Annotated in this window: 16 protein-coding genes; all 16 read left to right on the forward strand. The window is 36.7% G+C overall.

From position 1 onward, the window contains the following. Positions 1 to 88 precede the first annotated feature (88 nt). Positions 89 to 3,739: an MMPL family transporter gene (locus BUA76_RS07965; RefSeq protein WP_072884282.1), complete on the forward strand. Its 3,651-nt coding sequence runs from the start codon at positions 89 to 91 to the stop codon at positions 3,737 to 3,739. 43 nt (positions 3,740 to 3,782) lie between these two features. Next, positions 3,783 to 4,697 carry a hypothetical protein gene (locus BUA76_RS07970; RefSeq protein ID WP_072884283.1) on the forward strand — a complete coding sequence of 305 codons (915 nt, stop codon included), beginning with the start codon at positions 3,783 to 3,785 and terminating at the stop codon, positions 4,695 to 4,697. A gap of 1 nt (position 4,698) precedes the next feature. Further along, entirely contained in the window at positions 4,699 to 5,838 is a 1,140-nt protein-coding gene (locus BUA76_RS07975) for a dialkylresorcinol biosynthesis protein DarB (RefSeq protein WP_072884284.1), read from the forward strand. Beyond that, positions 5,838 to 6,269, forward strand: a complete 432-nt coding sequence (locus tag BUA76_RS07980) for a hotdog family protein (RefSeq protein WP_072884285.1) — start codon at positions 5,838 to 5,840, stop codon at positions 6,267 to 6,269. Before BUA76_RS07975 ends, BUA76_RS07980 begins: the two co-directional genes overlap by 1 nt. 90 nt (positions 6,270 to 6,359) lie before the next feature. Further along, on the forward strand, positions 6,360 to 6,803 hold the full coding sequence (locus BUA76_RS07985; protein ID WP_072884286.1) for a hotdog family protein: 444 nt from the start codon (positions 6,360 to 6,362) through the stop codon (positions 6,801 to 6,803). Positions 6,804 to 6,808: 5 nt separating this feature from the next. Next, the gene (locus tag BUA76_RS07990) at positions 6,809 to 7,213 is read left to right on the forward strand and encodes a flexirubin biosynthesis protein DarG (RefSeq protein WP_072884287.1); all 405 of its coding nucleotides are present in this window, start codon (positions 6,809 to 6,811) and stop codon (positions 7,211 to 7,213) included. Positions 7,214 to 7,245: 32 nt separating this feature from the next. Beyond that, on the forward strand, positions 7,246 to 8,241 hold the full coding sequence (locus tag BUA76_RS07995; RefSeq protein ID WP_072884288.1) for a BtrH-related acyltransferase DarH: 996 nt from the start codon (positions 7,246 to 7,248) through the stop codon (positions 8,239 to 8,241). A 1-nt stretch (position 8,242) separates the two neighbouring features. Continuing rightward, entirely contained in the window at positions 8,243 to 8,998 is a 756-nt protein-coding gene (locus BUA76_RS08000) for an ABC transporter ATP-binding protein (protein ID WP_072884289.1), read from the forward strand. After that, complete coding sequence (locus tag BUA76_RS08005; RefSeq protein ID WP_072884290.1) at positions 8,985 to 10,250, forward strand: ABC transporter permease; 1,266 nt, start codon at positions 8,985 to 8,987, stop codon at positions 10,248 to 10,250. The genes BUA76_RS08000 and BUA76_RS08005 overlap by 14 nt, the downstream gene beginning before the upstream one ends. A 153-nt stretch (positions 10,251 to 10,403) precedes the next feature. Further along, the gene (locus BUA76_RS08010; RefSeq protein ID WP_072884291.1) at positions 10,404 to 10,832 is read left to right on the forward strand and encodes an acyl-CoA thioesterase; all 429 of its coding nucleotides are present in this window, start codon (positions 10,404 to 10,406) and stop codon (positions 10,830 to 10,832) included. After that, positions 10,829 to 11,968: a beta-ketoacyl synthase N-terminal-like domain-containing protein gene (locus BUA76_RS08015; protein ID WP_394332940.1), complete on the forward strand. Its 1,140-nt coding sequence runs from the start codon at positions 10,829 to 10,831 to the stop codon at positions 11,966 to 11,968. Before BUA76_RS08010 ends, BUA76_RS08015 begins: the two co-directional genes overlap by 4 nt. Positions 11,969 to 12,007: 39 nt before the next feature. After that, on the forward strand, positions 12,008 to 12,244 hold the full coding sequence (locus BUA76_RS08020; protein WP_072884292.1) for a hypothetical protein: 237 nt from the start codon (positions 12,008 to 12,010) through the stop codon (positions 12,242 to 12,244). A 297-nt stretch (positions 12,245 to 12,541) separates the two neighbouring features. Beyond that, complete coding sequence (locus tag BUA76_RS08030; protein ID WP_072884293.1) at positions 12,542 to 13,081, forward strand: 3-oxoacyl-ACP synthase; 540 nt, start codon at positions 12,542 to 12,544, stop codon at positions 13,079 to 13,081. Between the two features lie 94 nt (positions 13,082 to 13,175). After that, a complete protein-coding gene (locus tag BUA76_RS08035) occupies positions 13,176 to 13,433 on the forward strand; it encodes a phosphopantetheine-binding protein (protein WP_066437770.1) in 258 nt (85 codons plus the stop codon). A gap of 81 nt (positions 13,434 to 13,514) precedes the next feature. Beyond that, a complete protein-coding gene (locus BUA76_RS08040) occupies positions 13,515 to 14,714 on the forward strand; it encodes a beta-ketoacyl-[acyl-carrier-protein] synthase family protein (RefSeq protein WP_072884294.1) in 1,200 nt (399 codons plus the stop codon). Further along, on the forward strand, positions 14,711 to 15,772 hold the full coding sequence (locus tag BUA76_RS08045; RefSeq protein ID WP_072884295.1) for a beta-ketoacyl synthase N-terminal-like domain-containing protein: 1,062 nt from the start codon (positions 14,711 to 14,713) through the stop codon (positions 15,770 to 15,772). Before BUA76_RS08040 ends, BUA76_RS08045 begins: the two co-directional genes overlap by 4 nt. The last annotated feature ends 175 nt before the right edge of the window (positions 15,773 to 15,947 follow it).

Consider the following 15,947-nt stretch of genomic DNA (forward strand, 5'->3'; position numbering starts at 1 on the left):
TTTTATTGATTTTCAGATAAACTTATTATGAAAACACTTTGAACTAATCCTGAAAAATTTAAATTTGCAAACTTGATTTTACCATCTGATGCATCGTTTTTTCATCTTTTTATATGATCTGATTTCTAAAAATAAAATTCTGTTTGTATTATTTGCAGCAGGAATTGTTGTAGTATGTGGTTTCTTTGCTTCAAAAATCAATTTTGAAGAAGACATCAACCAGATTATTCCCAAAAATGAAAAATCAGACCTTACTGCAAAAGTGCTGAAGCAGCTCAACTTTTCAGATAAAATCATTGTTATTATTGAAAACCGTTCCAGGGAAGATGATTTCCAGCTTTCCGAAACGGCAGATGCTTTTCTTCAGAAGACAGAACCTTTACAAAAGTACATCAGCTCTGTTCAGGGAAAAGTAAATGATAATGAAATCTCAGAAACCTTTGATTTTGTTAACCAAAACCTTCCATTATTTTTAGATGAAAACCATTACACAGAAATTGAGAGAAAGCTCAATAAGGACAGCATTGCAAAACAGGTAGAAAGCAACTACATCTCCCTGGTTTCTCCTACAAGCCTGGTGACGAAGGAATTTATTAAGAAAGATCCGCTGGGTATTACGTTTTTAGGAATAAAAAAACTCAATGCGTTAAATATCAGCAGGGATTTTAAACTTGAAAACAGCTATATCGTTACGAAAGACGGAAAAAATCTTTTGCTTTTTATCGATCCTAAAAATAAAAGCAATGATACCAAGAACAATGAAGCATTCATCAATCATTTAAATGAAATAAAAGATAACCTGAATAAGCAGTTCAAAGGGAAAACGGAGATCAGTTATTTCGGCTCTCCGGTAATTGCGGTTGCCAATGCACAACAGATCAAAAAAGACATCCAGAACACCGTCTTGATTTCCCTGACTATTTTATTCGTGGTGCTGATCTATTATTTCCGGAACTTTTTTACCCCGTTTATTGTGTTTCTTCCTACCGTATTTTCGGTGTTGCTGGCATTACTGATTCTTTATTTTATAAAAGACAAAATTTCTGCAATCTCATTAAGTGTGGGTGCTATTCTGATCGGGATTACGATAGATTATGCCCTCCATATTCTTACCCACTATAAGCACAATAATAATATTGAAGAGCTTTACAAAGAAATCACACAGCCTATCATCTTAAGCAGCGCTACAACGGCTGTTTCATTTCTCTGCCTTGTTTTGGTACGCTCCGAAGCATTGAAAGATCTGGGACTTTTTGCAGCCATTACGGTTATACTATCCGCTGTGATGGCACTGATTATTGTTCCCCAGCTCTACCATCCTAAAAAACAAAAAGAAGCAAATACCAATTTTATTGATAGAATCGGGTCTTATCCTTATGAAAAAAATAAACCTCTGATTATCGGCTGTTCCTTGATCATCATTGCCTGCCTGTTCGGATTCCGCCATGTAGGATTTAACGACGATATTGGAGATTTAAATTACATTCCTAAAGACTTAAAAATAACCGAAGCCAAACTCCAGAAGCTTTCCGACATCACTTCCAAATCCATTTATACGATTTCATATGGAAATTCTGCGGAAGAAGCACTTACCAAAAATTCAGAGCTGAACCGTTTTCTGGAAAAGGAAAAGCAGGAAGGAAAAATATTAAGCTATAATTCTTTGGGAAAAGTTATTCTTTCCGAAAAAGACCAGCAGAAAAAAATTGAAGACTGGAAAAAATTCTGGACCTCTGATAAAAAAACACGCACCGTTTCCGAACTTATTCAAAACGGAAATCAGTATGGTTTTAATGAAGCGGCGTTTAATCAGCTTAATGATAATTTAAATAAAAATTATACGCCGTTAAGCCTTAAAGAATACGAAAAAATAAAAGCTTTGCAGATCTCAGAATTCCTGAGTGAGGAAAAAGGATTTTATACCCTATCGAATGTGGTAAAAGTTGACGAAAATAAAAGAGACGCATTCATTAAAGATGTTGAAAAAAAGCATGATGCGCTTGCCATCGACCGGCAGCAGATGAATGAAAACTTCCTCGGATTGCTGAAAAGAGATTTCAATACGCTGATTAATTATTCCCTTTTAGCGATTATTTTAACGATCATCGTATTTTTCAGAAATTTTGAGCTTACGCTTCTTACGATGTTCCCGATTGTCCTCACCGGAGTAGTTACAGCGGGAATGTTGTATTTTCTCGGGCTGGAGCTTAATATTTTTAGTACAGTAGTCTGTACGTTGGTTTTCGGGGTTGGAGATGATTTCAGTATTTTTCTTACACAGGCGATGCAGAAAGAGCATACAACCGGTAAAAATGAACTTCCTACGTACAGAACGTCTATCATTCTTGCGGTTTTCACTACTATTTTGTCTATCGGCTCACTAATCTTCGCCAAACATCCTGCACTTCATTCATTAGCATTGGTTGCTTTAATAGGAATGTTTTCAGTGATTGTCATTACCTCAACCTTATATCCTTTCTGGTTCAGGCTGCTGATTACCAACAGGGCAAAAAAAGGACTTTCTCCAATTACGCTAAGGCTTTTCATTCACTCTGTGCTGTCTTTCTTGTATTATGGTTTGGGTGGATTGTTTTTTTCATTGTTTATCAGTCCGTTTACAAAGAATTCCAAAGGCAGGACCTTAAACTTTTTTAAATTTATTTCTGCGAAATTTTTAACTTCCGTGTTATTTACCAATCCATGGGTAAAGAAAAAGATCATTAAAGCTACGGATGAAAATTTCAGCAAGCCTGCGATTATTATTGCAAATCATACTTCATTCCTTGATATACTCGCATTAGTAATGACCACCCACAAATTTGTCTTTTTGGTAAACGACTGGGTCTATCAGTCTCCTGTTTTTGGAAAAATGGTAAGAGCATTAGGATGTTATCCTGTTTCGCAGGGTATAGAAAATGGTCTTGACCAACTTAAACATAAAGTAGACCAGGGATATTCACTGGCGGTTTTTCCGGAAGCAGAACGTTCTTACACAAACGATGTTAAAAGATTTCATAAGGGGGCATTTTATCTGACGGAGCAATTCGGGTTGGATATTGTACCGGTTTATATTCACGGAAATTCCGAAGTACTACCGAAAGGAGACTTTATCATTTACGACGGTGCCATTACCGTAAAAATTGGCGAAAGGATAAAAAATGAAGATGAAAGCTTCGGGAAAAATTATTCTGAACGTACCAAAAAGATCAATGCCTATTTCAGGAAAGAATTTGCAGCTCTTCGTAATGAACTTGAAAATGAGAATTATTTTAAGAAAAAACTGTTTTTAAGCTTTTTATATAAAGATAATGAAGTAGTGAGCGCCGTTAAAAAAGATTTTGAAAACAATAAATCAGTCTATTTTGAACTCGGCAAACATATTCCGAAGAATGCGAATATCCTTCACCTCGCAGATGATTTCGGGCAAAAAGATATTTTAGTTACCCTTCAGCAGGCAGGAAGAAAAATATTCAGCTATATACAAGATGTTGAAAAAAGACAGATCGCTGAACAGAATTACCTGGTCAAAAGAAGAAAAATCAACTATATTAAAAACTTTGATGAAATCACCAAAAATATTGATGTTCTGCTGATTTCAGATGAAAACTTCAACATCGGTTCTTTGGAAATGCTTCCTGAAACCATTATTTTTTGTAATGTAAAAAATAACATATTAGATAATGCTGATTATACATTGAAATTCAGTTATGGATCATTAAAAATATTTACTTCACAATAATAAATATGAAAAGCATATTTTTGTAAACGGATAAAAAGAATTAATGAAAAAGAATATACTTGTTATATATTACACTCAATCCGGCCAGCTGGAAGATATCGTAAAACATATCGCTCAGCCTTTTGAGGAAAAAAGCCAGGAATATGAGGTAACCTATTATAATATAAGGATGAAAAAAGACTTTCCTTTTCCATGGTCAGGAGATGTATTTTTCAACACGTTTCCAGAATCTTACCTACAGGTTCCCAGCGAAATTCTGCCGCCAACTGAAGAAGTTTTAAATAAAAAATTTGATCTGGTTATTTTTGGATACCAGGTTTGGTATTTAACCCCTTCTATTCCTATCATATCTTTTCTGAAGAGTGGTTTTGCCGAAGACATTCTTAAAGACACTCCTGTAGTTACCGTTTCAGGTACCAGAAATATGTGGATGTTTTCTCAGGAAAAACTTAAAGTGTATCTAAAACAAATGCAGGCCAAGCTTGTGGGGAATATTGCTTTGGTAGACAGGCACGATAATTACACCAGTGTACTGACCATCCTTCGTTGGATGACCACCGGGAAAAAGGAAAAATCCGGAATACTTCCTGCAGCAGGAGTTTCAGATGAAGAAATCAACGGCGCAGGAAAATACGGCAGAATCATTGAAAAACATTTTTCCGAAAATACGCTGGAGGCCCTTCAGCCTGATCTCGTGAAAAACGGAGCCGTAGAAATCCGTGCCTTTCTGGTAAGAGTGGAAAAAGTAGGAAATAAAATTTTCAAAGTATGGTCCGGTCTCATCATGAGGAAAAAAGAAAAGCGACCATTGCTGATCAAATTCTTTAAGGTATATTTGATGGCCGCAATATGGATTGTATCACCCATAGTTCTGGTATTACATTTGCTTACAACACCTATCTTTTGGTTTAAAAGAAAAAAACAAAGAGAATATTTACAAGGAATTAATATAAAATAGAATGAACGACGTATTTATCACAAAGGCTTCAACATACCTGCCGAATGAACCGGTTTCTAATGATGAAATGGAAACGTATCTTGGCTATATCAATGAAAAACCGTCAAAAGCAAAGGCTTTAATTCTGAGAAACAACAAAATTACCACAAGGTATTATGCTTTAGACCAGGAAGGAAAACCAACCCATACCAATGCCCAGATCACGGCAAAAGCCGTAGAAGGCCTTTTCGATGAAAATTTTGGGAAAGAAGATATAGAGCTGCTTTCTTGCGGAACCACTTCCGCAGACCAGATCCAGCCGTCTCATGCATCAATGGTACATGGAGAGCTTAATCTGAATAAATCAATCGAGATCAACACCTCAACCGGACTTTGTAATTCCGGGATGAATGCTTTCAATTACGGATTTCTTTCCGTAAAAGCAGGAGTTAAAGAAAATGCCGTTTGTGTAGGTTCAGAAAGATTTTCAGCATGGATGACTGCCGATAAATTCAATCATGAAGCAGAAAATTTAAAGCTGCTTGAAGAAAGACCGATTATTGCCTTTAAAAGAGAGTTCCTAAGATGGATGCTTTCCGATGGTGCCGGTGCGCTGCTTCTTGAAAACAAACCAAGACCCGACAGCGTTTCTCTGAAAGTAGAATTCATCGATTTTTATTCTTACGCCCACGAAATTGAAGCGTGCATGTACGCAGGATGCGAAAAGCAGGAAGACGGAAGCCTGAAATCATGGGCAGACTATCCTTCAGATGAATGGCTGAAACAATCTATTTTTGCTCTGAAACAGGATACAAAAATTTTAGATCAGTATATTTTGGTAAAAGGTGCAGAAAGTTTAAGATCATCTTTCGATAAACACAACCTTGATCCAAATACAATAGACCACGTACTGGCGCATATTTCGTCAGGATATTTTAAAGAAGGATTAAAAGAAGAATTTGCCAATGTAGGATTGGATTTCCCTTGGGAAAAATGGTTCTACAACCTTTCGGAAGTAGGAAACATCGGAGCCGGTTCAATTTTCATCGCTCTTGAAGAATTAATGAATTCAGGAAAGCTGAAAAAAGGAGAAAAAGTACTTCTTTGCGTACCGGAAAGCGGAAGATTCGCCTATTCTTGTGCCCTGTTAACGGTTTGCTAATGGAAAACAGATTACCAACAACCGATCAGGATTTTGTGGAGAGCTTAATTCCCCAGCGATTTCCTTTTGTCATGGTAAACAGCATTGCAGAATATTCAGAAAATCATCTGATTTCAGGATTTATTCCGGCTGAAGAAAACATTTTTATTCAGGACGGAATTTTTCAGGCTTCAGGATTATTGGAACATCAGGCGCAAAGCGTTGCACTTCATACCGGTTACAAATTTTATCTTTTAGGAAAGGAGGCTCCTACAGGATATATTGGTGCCGTGAAATCATTTGAAGTAAACAAGCTTCCGGAAACGGGAGATCAGTTATTATCCGAAGTTTTCATTATTAATGAAATGATGGGGGTAACTTTGGTAGATGTCATCACGAAGGTCAATGATGAGGTTGTTGCGAAATCTCAGATGAAAACGGTTGTCATGTAATATTTGAATTAAAAATTTGTGATCTTGGCTAAGTGAAATCGAAGATTCAACGTAGTCAACGGCTCGCGAACTTAAAAAATAGATCATTTAATGGAAATCAAGGAAGAAAACATCATCAACATCCACAATTTTCTCCCGCATCGCGACCCGATGCTGATGGCAGACTATATCACGGAACTGACTAAAGAAAAAGTGATAACTTCCTTTGAAATTCAGCAAAACAATATTTTTGTACACAATAACGAATTTGCTGAAGCCGGCCTTATTGAAAATCTTGCGCAAACATGTTCTTCAATTCTTGGACAAAGTTTTTTTGAGAATCCCAATACAGACACCAAAGTGATTGGCTTTATTACCTCCATCAAAAAAATAGAAGTGCATGCGCTTCCAAAAGTAGGTGATAAAATCATTTCCAAAGCTTCGCTCATTTCACAATTCGGGAATATATGCAATATCTTTTGCGAAACTTTTCATAATGACCAGCTTTTGATAAAAGCTGAAATCAATTTGTTTATTCAAGAAGTTAAAAACTGACGACGATGAAAAAGCAGGACCTTCCTCAGGACGAAAGCAACCTAAAATCCGCAAACATGACCGAAGTGCTCTATGTTACGGATGAAAATGACAATTATACCACCGCCAACAGTATTGGCTGGGATGCCAAAAAAGCAGCGCTGGAAGAATCCATGGAACTTATCCATGAAAGGATTGAAGAGGCCAGAAAAAACGTAGCCAATAATATCGTAAGTCCGATTGTTTATTTCATGGAACTGAATAAAATGGATCTTCAGGTATTGGCAGCTTACGTCGGAATGTGGCAGTGGCGCGTAAAAAGACACGGAAAACCAAAAATATTTAAAACACTGAGCGACTCTGTACTGAAAAAATATGCCGATACATTCGGTATTACAGTAGACGAACTGAAAAACTTCAACGGAAAATAAGGTAAGTTGAAGATTAATAAACCAAGCTAAGAATGAAAATTAATTTTGAACACCATCAGACTGCGCATTGCGAGAACGGTGTTGCTTCCAATTTATTATTAAACAAAGGGTTGAAACTCAGCGAACCCATGATCTTCGGAATCGGTTCCGGATTATTCTTTGTTTACCTCCCTTTTTTAAAAGTAAATTTTGCACCCGGTTTCAGCTATCGTCCTATGCCGGGAGCTATCTTCAGCAAAGCCGCAAGAAGACTGGGGATTAAAATTAAAAGGCTTAAATTTTCTAATCCGCAGGATGCCCAGAAAGCGCTTGAGAAAAATCTGGAAAACAATATTCCGACAGGCCTTCAGGTAGGTGTTTTCAACCTTACTTATTTCCCTGAAGAGTATAAATTTCATTTCAATGCGCATAATCTTGTAGTTTACGGAAAAGAAGACGGGAAATTCCTGATCAGTGATCCCGTGATGGATTATGTAACTACCCTCACCGAAGCCGAGCTGGAAAAAGTACGATATGCTAAAGGAGCACTTCCTCCGAAAGGGCACATGTACTTTCCTACTTATATTCCGGAAAACATTCATCTGGAAGAAGCGATCAAAAAAGGAATCAAAGATACCTGCAAAAATATGCTTGCTCCGGTTCCTATTGTGGGGGTAAAAGCTATAAGATGGGTCGCAAAAAGCATCCCGAAATGGGCTGAAAAAAAAGGAACAAAAACAACCAATCATTATTTGGGACAGCTGATCCGCATGCAGGAAGAAATCGGAACCGGAGGAGGAGGCTTCAGGTTCATTTACGGTGCTTTCTTACAGGAAGCGGCTGTTATTCTCAAAAATAATGAATTAAAAGAACTGTCTAAAGAGATCACCATGATTGGTGATCTCTGGAGAGATTTTGCAGTGGATATTGCCCGGGTTTACAAAAACAGGAACTCCAAAAGCGATATTTATAACAACCTTTCAAAATCAATGCTTCACATTGCAGATCTGGAAGAAGCCTTCTATAAAAAATTAAGAAAAGCAATATAACGTGGAACATTTTATCGAAATAAAAAACCTCTACAAAAAATACAAAAATGCAGAAGACTTTTCTGTAAATGATATTTCGCTGAATATTGCCAAAAACGAGATCTACGGAATTCTCGGGCCCAACGGAGCCGGAAAAACCACTCTTATTTCCATACTTTCCGGATTAATTAAGCCTACATCGGGACAATTTACCATTGACGGGCTTTCGCCTCAGAAAAACGGCTTCAAATTAAGGCAGATCATTGGCATTGTCCCTCAGGAATACGCATTGTACCCTACTCTGACGGCAAGAGAAAATCTAATGTTCTTCGGAAGCTTATACGGTTTAAGCCATAAAAAGCTAAAAACAGCCATTGATGAGTCTCTGGAAATTATGGGGCTTTCAAAATTTGCTGATAAAAAAGTAGAACAGTTTTCAGGAGGGATGAAACGCCGCTGTAATCTCATCGCGGGAACCCTTCACAATCCGAAAGTTTTATTTCTGGATGAACCGACCGTAGGCGTTGATGTACAGTCTAAAAAAGCAATTATTGATCATCTTTTGGAACTCAATAAAAAAGGAACCTGTATTATTTATACCTCGCATCACCTTTCGGAAGCAGAAGAATTCTGTACCAAAATTGCCATTATCGATCACGGAAAAATCCATGCCGTTGGAACTCCGGAAGAACTGGTAAGCAAAGTTTGCAACGCGGAAAACTTAGAAGATGTTTTTATTTCATTAACCGGAAAAGAATTACGAGATGTTGTTGTATAAACTGTGGCGAAGCTTTATTAAAGAAACCCTTCTGCTGAAAAGAGATATCGGAGGAATTGTCATCATTTTCGTGATGCCTTTGCTTTTAATTGTTACCATTACTTTAATTCAGGATTCTACCTTCAAAAACATGGAAGGTTCAAAAATCCCGATTATTTTTATTGATAATGATAAATCTGAAATTTCAGAAAGCATAAAGAAACAGCTCGAAAACAGCAAAACGTTTGAACTGCTAACTGATTTCAATGAAAAATCTGCCGAGAAAGCTGTCTTCGGGGGAGATTATCAGATGGCAATTGTTATTCCCAACAATTTAACGAAAGACATTAATACGAATATTGAATCTAAAGTTCAGGCTATTGTAAGTTCCTTTGGATTGGAAACGGATTCTTCTGCAATAAAACAGAATATTTCAAAAGCAAAAGATATCCGGCTTTATTTTGATCCTGCAACCAACATCAGCTTCAAAAACAATGTGATGAATGCGGTGAATAAAATGGTTTTTGAGATCGAAAATAAAAAGATTTATAAAGCATTTCAGGACCAGCTGGGAACTACCGAAGACCTCAAAAACAACAGCCTGATTGCTTTTAAGGAAATTACTCCGAAAAAAGGAAATAGGGACGTATTGCCGAATTCCGTTCAGCACAATGTTCCGGCGTGGGCACTGTTTGCCATTTTTTTTATTGTTGTTCCGCTGTCTATCAATTTAGTTAAAGAAAAAAGCCAGGGAACCAGTGTTAGAGCGAGAATAAGCCCGACTCCCTACTTCATCCATATTTTAGGAAAAACATTTACGTATCTCATCATCTGTGTCATTCAGTTTTTGCTGATGGTTGCGGTTGGAATTTATCTTTTCCCCTATATGGATCTTCCGCAGTTTGATGTAACCGGAAAAATGCTTCCGTTGATCATCGTTACTGTTTTTGCCGGATTAGCTGCAATAGGATTTGGAGTTTTGCTGGGAACCGTTGCAGATACTCAGGAACAATCGGCGCCATTTGGGGCGACTTCAGTAGTCGTTTTAGCAGCCATTGGCGGAATTTGGGTTCCGGTTTTCCTGATGCCGGAATTTATGCAGGCCATCGCCAAATTTTCACCAATGAATTGGGGCTTAAATGCATATTATGATATCATTTTAAGAAACAGCGGAATCGGAGGTATTGCAAAAGAAATCATTTTCTTATTTTTATTTTATATCGCCATGGTTGCTATTTCATTATTGTATGAAAGAAAACAAAATGCGGTGTAAAAGTACACTGAATTAATTAATGATGAAGGATATTTTTAATCTTAATTCTCCTAAACTAAATAAACTTTGTTTATTTCTAAATAATTTTAACGATTAAGAAATTAAGCTTAAATTCCTCAATATCTTAAAAAACTTAATGTTTTAAATACAGAAATGCCTAAAAGTCTAAACATATTAACCTGTACGGAAGAAGTCCGTGTACGATTCAACGAAACCGATCCGCTGGGAATTGTATGGCACGGTCATTACATCGTGTATTTCGAGGACGGAAGAGAAGCTTTCGGGAGACAGCATGGCCTAACCTATCTTGATATTCAAAAGGCAGGCTATGTAACACCCATCGTTAAAAGCACCTGTGAACATTTCCTTCCGTTGAAATACGGCGAAACGTTTAAGATTGTAACCACTTTCGTTAATTCGGTTTCAGCGAAATTAATATATCAATACGAGCTTTTTAACGAAAATAATCAATTGGTTTGTTCCGGAGAAACCATCCAGGTCTTTCTGGATTCCGATAATAATTTGTGCTTGTATAACCCTGATTTTTTTCAGGCTTGGAAAGATAAAATGGGATTATCATGAAGGATATTTTCATCACAGATTACAACTGTATCACGCCTTTAGGTTTCGATGTTCCTTCGAACTGGAATGCTCTTCTGGAAGGTAAATCCGGTGTCAATGTACATACTATTATTAAAAATCATGAGCCTTTTTATGTTTCTAAAATCGATTCTGAAAAATTAGAAGAAGAATTTAACAGAGTTTTCCACTCCGCTCAGAACAACAGTTTTACAAGGCTGGAAAAAATGTTTTTGCTGAGCTTACAACCTTTGATTGAAAGACATCAGATTACAGCAGAAACAGCTTTTATCCTGTCCACCACCAAAGGAAATATAAGTCTATTAAAAAATAAAGACATCTTACCGGAAGGTGTTTTGTTATCCGCTTTAGCGCAAAAAATTGCTGATTTTTTCGGGTTTAAAACAAAACCAATTGTTGTTTCCAACGCATGTGTTTCCGGAGTAATGGCCATTGCTGTTGCTAAAAATATGATTCAGGCAGGAAAATATAAAGATGCTTTTGTAATTGCAGGAGATGAAATTTCAGAATTTGTAATCTCAGGCTTCAATTCCTTTCAGGCTATTGGGAGTGGGATATGTAAACCCTATGATAAAACCCGCGACGGCATCAATCTTGGTGAAGCGGCAGCGGCAGCATATATCACTTCAGAACCAACCCAAAACGAAAAAATTAGTTTTAAAATTTTAGGTGACTCCGCAGTTAATGATGCCAACCATATTTCCGGGCCATCCAGAACCGGTGACGGATTGTTTGCCAGCATCAAAAATGCGATGACGGAAGCACGGGTTTCTGCGGAGGATATTGATTTTATTTCTGCACACGGAACGGCAACAATCTATAACGACGAAATGGAAGCCATTGCTTTTAACCGTGCAGAACTACAGAATATTCCTTTAAACAGTTTAAAAGCATATTACGGGCATTGTTTAGGCGCATCGGGATTACTGGAAACCATTATTTCCATGGAAAGTGCTTTACATACAATACTGATTCCATCTAAAAATTTTGAAGACATCGGAACTTCCCAATCTTTGAATATTATTAAAGAAACCCAACCTGCAGAAATCAGGCATATTCTGAAAACGGCTTCAGGCTTTGGCGGATGTAATGCGGCGGTTGTTTTGGAGAAAATGTAAAAAATAATTTTGTAATTTTATAAAATTAAAGTTTAGGAAATGGAATCTACAGTAGACATCAGAAAAAGAATTCACGAGTTCATCGATATTGCAGATGAAAGAATTTTGCGTATTTTCAAAGGAATTATTGATGCTGAAGAAGAGGAAAATAATTATTCTGTTCCAGACTCACACTATGATGTAATAAATGAAAGAAGAGAAAAATATATAAAAGGGGAAAGCAAATCTTACACTTGGGAGGAGGTTCAGGAAAAAGCTAAATCTGCTTTAAAATGATTTATGAATTAATTATACAGGAAGAAGCAAGTTTAGAAATTCTTGAAGCATATATTTATTACGAAAATGCACAAAAAGGCTTGGTCGAAAAATTCATGAAGCAATTAAACAAATACTTTCTTAGAATTCAGAGCCACCCAAAACATTTTGAGATTAAAAAAATTACAGAGAGGTATTTGTACAGAAATTTCCTTATCTCATAATTTTTGATATTATTGATAACAAAATCATTATACTATCTGTTTTCAACACCCACCAAAATCCTAAAAAGAAGCCTTAAATTTTTCAACCGTATCAATGAAGAAAACAGACATTTGCAGCATAAACAATTCAAAAATTATTCTTAACAACGAGATTTTTTTTGAAACTCCGACTGAAAATTTTTTAGACTTTGCAAAGGAAGCCTACAAAACTTTAGAAATCAATTATCCTAAATTTCACAAGATGGATAACTTGAGTAAACTCGCCTTTCTTGCCTCTGAAATGATTTTAAAAAATGAAGATCACAGCACAACAGCCATTGTTTTTGCGAACAGGTCATCAAGTCTGGACACCGATTTTAAATATCAGGAAAGCATCAATTCTCAGGAGAATTATTTTCCAAGTCCTGCGGTTTTTGTGTACACGCTGCCCAATATTTGCGTGGGAGAAATCAGCATCAGACACAAGATGCAGACCGAGAATGCCTTTTTTGTGCTGGATGAACTTGATGAACAATTATTAAACAACTACTCGGAACAGATTTTGCAGTCAGGAAAAGCCGAAAAAGTATTGTGCGGCTGGGTGGAGTTATATCAGGAAAGTTATAATGCTTTTGTATATTTGCTCACGAACTAATGTAACAATATAACAGTATAACAATGTAACAATGACATTCAGTATAATCAATTGGTAAAACTGCCCCATTGATACATTGGTAAATTTTAAAATTATGGAAAATTTAAGAGAAGAATTAAAACACAAAATCATTGAAGTTCTTAATTTAGAAGACGTTGCAGTAGAAGAAATTAAAGATACGGATCCGTTATTTGGTGGCGGACTGGGTCTGGATTCTATTGATGCATTGGAACTGATCGTTCTTTTGGATAAAGAATACGGAATAAAATTAGCCGATCCTAAAAAAGGAAAGGAAATTTTCACCTCCATCGACACCATGGCAAAATACATTGAAGAAAACAGAACAAAATAATTCAATCTAACAATGTATCGATCTAGCAATGTACCAATATTGTTACACTGTTAAATTGATATATTGGTACATTATTAAAAGATGAGTCAAAAAATTGCCATAACGGGAATGGGCATTATTTCTTCCATAGGGAACAATGTGGAGGAAAATCTCCAATCCTTACAATCCGGAAAGCACGGAATTTCAGACATTGAACTGTTTGAAACACGCCATGCCGGAAGTATCAAAACAGGTGAGATTAAGCTTTCAAACACAGAGCTTATAGAAAAACTTCAGCTGAAAGATGTAAAAAATGCGACCAGAACGGCCCTGTTAGGCATGATTGCGGCAAAAGAAGCGGTAGAGAATGCTGCTATTACAGACATCAACGAATATAAAACAGGTCTCATTTCCTCAACCAGCGTTGGCGGAATGGATATGACCGAAAAATATTTCTATTCCTACGAAGATCTTCCTGAACAGCAAAAATATATTGACTCTCATGATGCTGGAAATTCATCCTTATTGATCGCCGATTATCTGGGTCTGAAAGGGATGGTCTCAACTATCAGCACGGCTTGTTCTTCAGCAGCGAATGCGATTATGATGGGAGCGAAACTGATTAAGAACGGCGTGTTGGACCGTGTCATCGTTGGCGGGACAGATGCTCTTTCAAAATTTACTTTAAATGGCTTCAATACGCTGATGATTTTAACGGATTCTTACAATACACCTTTCGATAATAACAGAAAAGGGCTGAACCTTGGTGAAGCAGCCGCTTTCATCATTTTAGAATCGGATGAAATCGTGAAAAAAACAAATAAAAAAGTGCTTGGCTACCTTTCCGGATATGGAAATGCCAATGATGCGCACCATCAAACTGCTTCTTCCGAAAACGGGCAGGGTGCCTATTTAGCGATGGAAAAAGCACTGAAAGTTTCAGGGTTAGATAAGGAACAAATTGATTATATCAACGTTCACGGAACGGCAACCCCAAATAATGATTTATCAGAAGGGATTGCGATGATTAGAATATTCGGAGAAAATAAAGTCCCGGATTTCAGTTCTACCAAAGCTTTTACAGGCCATACGCTGGCTGCAGCAGCAGGAATTGAAGCAGTCTATTCACTGCTGGCCCTTCAGAACAATATCATTTTCCCAAATCTGAATTTCAAAACTAAAATGGCAGAATTTGATCTGACTCCCGTTACGGAGCTTAGAGAGAAAAATATCAATCATGTTCTTTCCAATTCATTTGGTTTTGGCGGAAATTGTTCAACCTTAATTTTCTCAAAATCATGAGTGCGGTTTATATCAACAGTGCAGCCTGCATTTCGGTTCAGGATACTTTAAATAGAAATTTTTTAGAGAATTTAAAGCCGGAATATTCAACTCTGGTTTTAAAAGCTATTGAGCCGGCTTACAAAGAATTCATTCCTCCCGCTATGATCAGGAGGATGTCTAAAACCGTAAAAATGAGTTCCGTAGCATCACATCATGCTTTGAAAGAGGCAGATGTTGAAAATCCGGATGCGATCATTGTGGGAACCGGAATAGGATGTTCTCAGGATTCGGAGAAATTTTTAAAGAATGTGCTGGATAATAACGAAGAATTTTTAACTCCCACTTATTTTATCCAGTCGACTCATAATACGGTGGCAGGACAGATCGCTTTAGGTCTTCAATGTCATGCATATAATTTCACTTATGTGAATACCTCTTCGTCTCTGGAATTTTCTTTACTGGATGCAAAACTACAGATTACAGACGGTGAAGCGGAAAATGTTTTGGTAGGTTCAACAGATGAGCAAACCGAAAGAACAATGGAATTGTACCAATTAAACAAAACCATTAAAAAAGAAGAAAATCTTCCTATTGATTATCTGAACTCAACAAGTAACGGTGTTGTGTGGGGAGAAGGTGCAAGTTTTTTTGTTCTGGGAAAAGAGAAATCTGAAAATTCTTACGCCCAACTCAATGATATTCATATTATTAATACGTTAGAATTAGAAGAGACCCGGAGATTTATTGAAGATTTCTTAGCTAAAAATAATCTGTTGGCTCAGGATATGGATGCGGTAGTTTTGGGTTTCAGCGGAGATGCAAAGTCTGATTTGTATTATAAAAAAGCAGCGGAACTATTTATTGGTTCTTCATTAATGTACTACAAACATTTAAGCGGAGAATTCAATACGGCGAGCGGATTTTCTACCTTTATGGCCTGCCATATTCTTAAAAATCAGGAGATTCCGGAAGTGATGATGATTAATGATTTGAAAAAAAGAGAAATTAGGAATATTCTGCTTTATAATCATTTGGGTGGAAATGACCACAGCTTGGTTTTGTTAGGTAAAGCTTAAGATAAACCTCACAGGTTTTTGAAACCTGTGAGGTTTGAGAATATAAAGTTTGAACAGGTTTCGTTTGCAAGAGCATTTTATTTAGCAAAGAAAAAAACGGTACAATTTTCATTTCGACGAAGTATAAATCTCTTAACGATCTTAACATCTAAACTAAAAACATAATGATTAATTT

The organism is Chryseobacterium takakiae (genome assembly GCF_900129385.1).
GTDB lineage: Bacteria > Bacteroidota > Bacteroidia > Flavobacteriales > Weeksellaceae > Chryseobacterium > Chryseobacterium takakiae.